General features: G+C 38.9%; 5 protein-coding genes. All 5 read right to left on the bottom strand.

Annotation, left to right across the window (positions count from 1 at the left end):
• Positions 1-880 (bottom strand): UxaA family hydrolase (locus ACQR30_RS00530; RefSeq protein ID WP_429729741.1); only part of this gene is annotated, 880 nt, incomplete at its 3' end.
• On the bottom strand, positions 858-998 hold the full coding sequence (locus ACQR30_RS00525; protein ID WP_429729738.1) for a hypothetical protein: 141 nt from the start codon (positions 996-998) through the stop codon (positions 858-860). The genes ACQR30_RS00525 and ACQR30_RS00530, both read right to left, overlap by 23 nt.
• 57 nt (positions 999-1,055) lie before the next feature.
• Positions 1,056-1,844, bottom strand: coding sequence for an SDR family oxidoreductase (locus ACQR30_RS00520; protein WP_429729736.1), 789 nt, complete (start codon positions 1,842-1,844; stop codon positions 1,056-1,058).
• 52 nt (positions 1,845-1,896) lie between these two features.
• Entirely contained in the window at positions 1,897-2,742 is an 846-nt protein-coding gene (locus tag ACQR30_RS00515; protein WP_429729733.1) for an amidohydrolase family protein, read from the bottom strand.
• Positions 2,743-2,866: 124 nt separating this feature from the next.
• Positions 2,867-3,727 carry a fumarylacetoacetate hydrolase family protein gene (locus ACQR30_RS00510; RefSeq protein ID WP_429729730.1) on the bottom strand — a complete coding sequence of 287 codons (861 nt, stop codon included), beginning with the start codon at positions 3,725-3,727 and terminating at the stop codon, positions 2,867-2,869.
• Positions 3,728-3,907 lie beyond the last annotated feature (180 nt).

The raw sequence follows: 3,907 nt of genomic DNA, 5'->3' as shown, positions 1-3,907 counted from the left end.
TGCCACCTAAGGCGACTAATAAATCCGCCGTATAACCCACGGATGGATTCGCAGATATCCCGCTAAAGCCATCACTGCCACCACATTTTACACCTATTGTTAATTTACTCAAAGGAGCCGGGCTTCGCTCCATTTTATTAATCTCTATCAAGCCAACAAATGTTTTCCTGATAGCATCTTTGATTAGTTCTTCTTCACTTTGGCTTCCTTGTTGTTCAAAAATCAATAGAGGCTTATCAAACTGAGGATTTCTTTCTTTGAGATCCGAAACAAAATTCTTCACCTGCAAATGCTGGCAACCCAAGCTCAAAACAGTTACGCCTGCAACATTCGGATGATCGGCGTAGGCAGCTAACAATTTACTCAGTATAGCCGAGTCATCCCGCGTACCACCACAGCCGCCTTCATGATTTAAGAATTTGATACCATCGACATTTTTAAATATTCTATCGGTGTGTACATCTGATTCCTTTATTGTAATATCGTTGTGGAGTACATCCCCACCTTGCTGATAAAGCTCCAGCAAATCATGCGTATACTGTTTATATTTATCTGCTACCGCATACCCCAACTCATTGTGCAACGTCTCTTTTATTACATCCAAATTTCTATTTTCGCAAAATACCGTTGGCAGAAACAGCCAATAATTGGCAGTACCTACACGTCCATCATTACGATGATAACCATTGAAGGTTCTCCCCTCAAATTTTGATATATCGGGTTTTTGCCAATGAAAATCCACATGGCGGTAATAAAAAGGCTGTGCCGCATGTTTGGTATTCTCGGTCGTCATCCTTGAGCCCTTGGGTACAAAATGTTGCGCTTTACCCACTAACCCACCATACATAAATATCTCATCACCGCGCTGCATGTCGTTCATAAAAAATATAAGTTTTTCCATCAAATACAATCGCTTCGCCAGCTTTTAAATCCTGCAAGGCCACCAGCACATTATCCTTTGGATGAATGTGCAAAATTTTATGAATATCTGTTCCCATTATAATTAAATTTTAAAATGTATAATATACAACTTAACACTTAAACGTAATCACTTGTCAAGCATTCGCCAAAGCCCTGTCCAGATGCACATATCCGCCATCCACATGAATCAACTGACCAGTGGTGTGAGAGGATTTATCTGACAATAAAAAGGCCGCCGTATTGGCAATTTCTTCTGCTGTTGTCATTCTGTTTTCCAAAGGAATCCGATCTTTAATTTCTTTTAATTTCGCGTCTGAATCAGGTATAGTCTTTATCCAATTAGAATATTGTGGCGTCCAGCATTCCGCAACAATAATCGCATTTACACGAATATTATATTTCAACAATTCTACAGCCCATTCGCGCGTTAAAGCATTGCGCGCACCATTGGCGGCTGCATAGCCAGAAGTATTTCCTTGTCCGGTTTCTGCCGTTTTGGAGGAAATATTTACAATACTTCCATGAGACTTTATTAAATAAGGCAATGCATAATGCACCAACAAGTAATAATGGACCACATTCTTATGAAAGGAAGAAAGAAAGCCTTCATAATTTCCATGTTCCAAACCAACTCCATCATTTTGTCCAGCGTTATTTACAATGCCATCGATACACCCATAGGTAGCAACGACTTCATCAATGACATTTTTGCATGTGTCAGGGTTAGAAAGCTCCGCCACCACTTGTGAGGCATTGCCCCCTTTTAATTTTACTTCCGCCACTTTTTTATCGTTATCCGCCTTGCTCCTTCCCACAATTACCACGGTAGCACCTTCAGAGACTAAAACATCTACAATGCCCTCGCCGATACCTTTTGCGCCACCTGTAACAATGACAACTTTACCTTTTAACTTTAAGTCCATATTTTATAATTTTTATTTTAAGTGATAAGTCTTAGATGATCAATAACTTGATTTATAAATCATAAAACTTCATAGCATTTTTCCCAAAAAAGTTCTCTTTTTCTGTCGATGAGTAATTGGTAAAATAGGTGTTTAAAACCGAGAGCCATTTTTGATAAGTAATACCTAATAAACACACCGGCCAATCACTACCAAATAGTACTCTATCTGTTCCGAAATTTCTCATCACTACATCGATGTAGGGATAGAAATCTTTCTCATCCCAATTTTCCCAATCGGCTTCCGTGACCATCCCGGAAATTTTACAGCTTATATTTTCATTCTTTGCAATCAGGGTAATCTCTTTCTCCCAATCGCTAATAGTATGGCCTTTTATATCCGGCTTTGCCAAATGATCCAGCACAAAACGCTGATTGGGGAACCGTCTAACAAAATCATCCACATATTTCAACTGACGGTGATAAACTAATATATCGTAAGTATAATTATATTTTCCCAATAAAGAGATGCCGTGTAGAAAATCTTTGTTACTCAAATATTCTTCTACATCTTCACCCTGTAAAATATGTCGAAAACCGCTCAATTTTTTTTCTTTGGAGAAATAAATAAGCCTTTCCTCAATATTTTTATCTTTCAAATCAACCCAACCAACAACGCCTTTTATAAAATCATTTTCTCCAGCTAATTCCAAGAGAAAATTTGTCTCTTCTTCACTTTGACTTGCTTGTACAGCTACACACCCACCCACTTTATTCTCTTGCAAAACGGGTTGTAAATCTTTGGGTAAAAAACTACGTTGAATAACCTTCATTTCATCGGTAATCCAGGCATCTTTCATTTCATTGTACACCCAAAAATGTTGATGACTATCTATCACATGCGATAAGTTCTCTTTCATTTTAAACAAAATTGTTTTATTGAGCCAGTGGCTGCCTGGTCATGCTACTCCTTAGCAATGACGAAGCGCTTTGTATATCATTGCCGCGAGGAAAAGACTTGGTGTCAACCTCAGAGCAAGTCCATTATCCTTTTGAATAGGCAACGGCGGTTTGTTTAGAGGTCCCCAATCCATCAATTCCTAACTCCACTACATCTCCGGCTTTCAAATACCAAGGTTCCGGTTTCATCCCCAAACCAACTCCTGCCGGCGTCCCTGTGGAAATTACATCACCCGGCAACAAAGTCATAAATTGGCTTAAATAACTTACTACTTGTTGCACATTAAAAATGAAATCCGAAGTGGTGGAGTCTTGTAATTTCACCCCATTCACTTTTAACCAAAGGTTTAAATTATTGGGGTTTTCAATTTCCTCTTTTGTCGCAAGGAAAGGGCCTAGCGGAGCAAAAGTATCACAGCTTTTTCCTTTTACCCATTGACCTCCACGTTCTATCTGAAACTCACGTTCACTGTAATCATTATGCAGGGCATATCCAGCCACATAATCCATGGCTTTACCTTCCTCCACATAACTACATTTTTTACCGATAATCACCGCGAGCTCCACTTCCCAGTCAGTCTTCTTTGAATTCTTTGGAATCACCACATCATCATTTGGCCCACAAAGAGCGGTCGTAGATTTAAAGAAAATAATGGGCTCTTTTGGAATTGAGGCACCCGTTTCCTTCGCGTGCAAAGCATAGTTCAACCCGATACAAATAATCTTTGAAGGGCGCGCAATACAACTCCCTAAACGCTCGTCATCATTCACTTTTGTAAGAGAATCCCTATTCCCCTCAACAAATTTTTTCAATCTTTCCAAGCCATCATTCTCAAAAAACTGCTCAGTGTAGTCTTCTCCAAAAGCTGATGTATCGTATTTTATTCCATCAATAATAATACCCGTTTTTTCTTTTCCTGCTTTTCCGTAACGTATTAGCTTCATTTTATTTTTGATTTATGTTTTATGCATTTTTTTGAACCAGAAAGCCACTAAGACACAAACTGGAACAAAGTATTTTTTCCTATGAACTACCATTTAACTCATGCCTAAACAAAGCGTTCAAAAAATATTCAAATCTGTCGGAGTGGAAGCAAGAGAATCTGCACCGCCAACAACGATGGC

It is taken from the genome of Arachidicoccus sp. (assembly GCF_050436765.1).
Lineage (GTDB): Bacteria > Bacteroidota > Bacteroidia > Chitinophagales > Chitinophagaceae > Arachidicoccus.
Note: the sequence above shows the minus strand (reverse complement) of the source record. Positions and strands in the feature narration are given on the sequence as shown.

What these genes read in the sequence shown, in the direction of transcription:
- ACQR30_RS00510 (WP_429729730.1), bottom strand. Translation starts at nt 3,727, where the DNA reads ATGAAGCTAATACGTTACGGAAAAGCAGGAAAAGAAAAAACGGGTATT.
- ACQR30_RS00525 (WP_429729738.1), bottom strand. Translation starts at nt 998, where the DNA reads ATGGGAACAGATATTCATAAAATTTTGCACATTCATCCAAAGGATAAT.
- ACQR30_RS00515 (WP_429729733.1), bottom strand. Translation starts at nt 2,742, where the DNA reads ATGAAAGAGAACTTATCGCATGTGATAGATAGTCATCAACATTTTTGG.
- ACQR30_RS00520 (WP_429729736.1), bottom strand. Translation starts at nt 1,844, where the DNA reads ATGGACTTAAAGTTAAAAGGTAAAGTTGTCATTGTTACAGGTGGCGCA.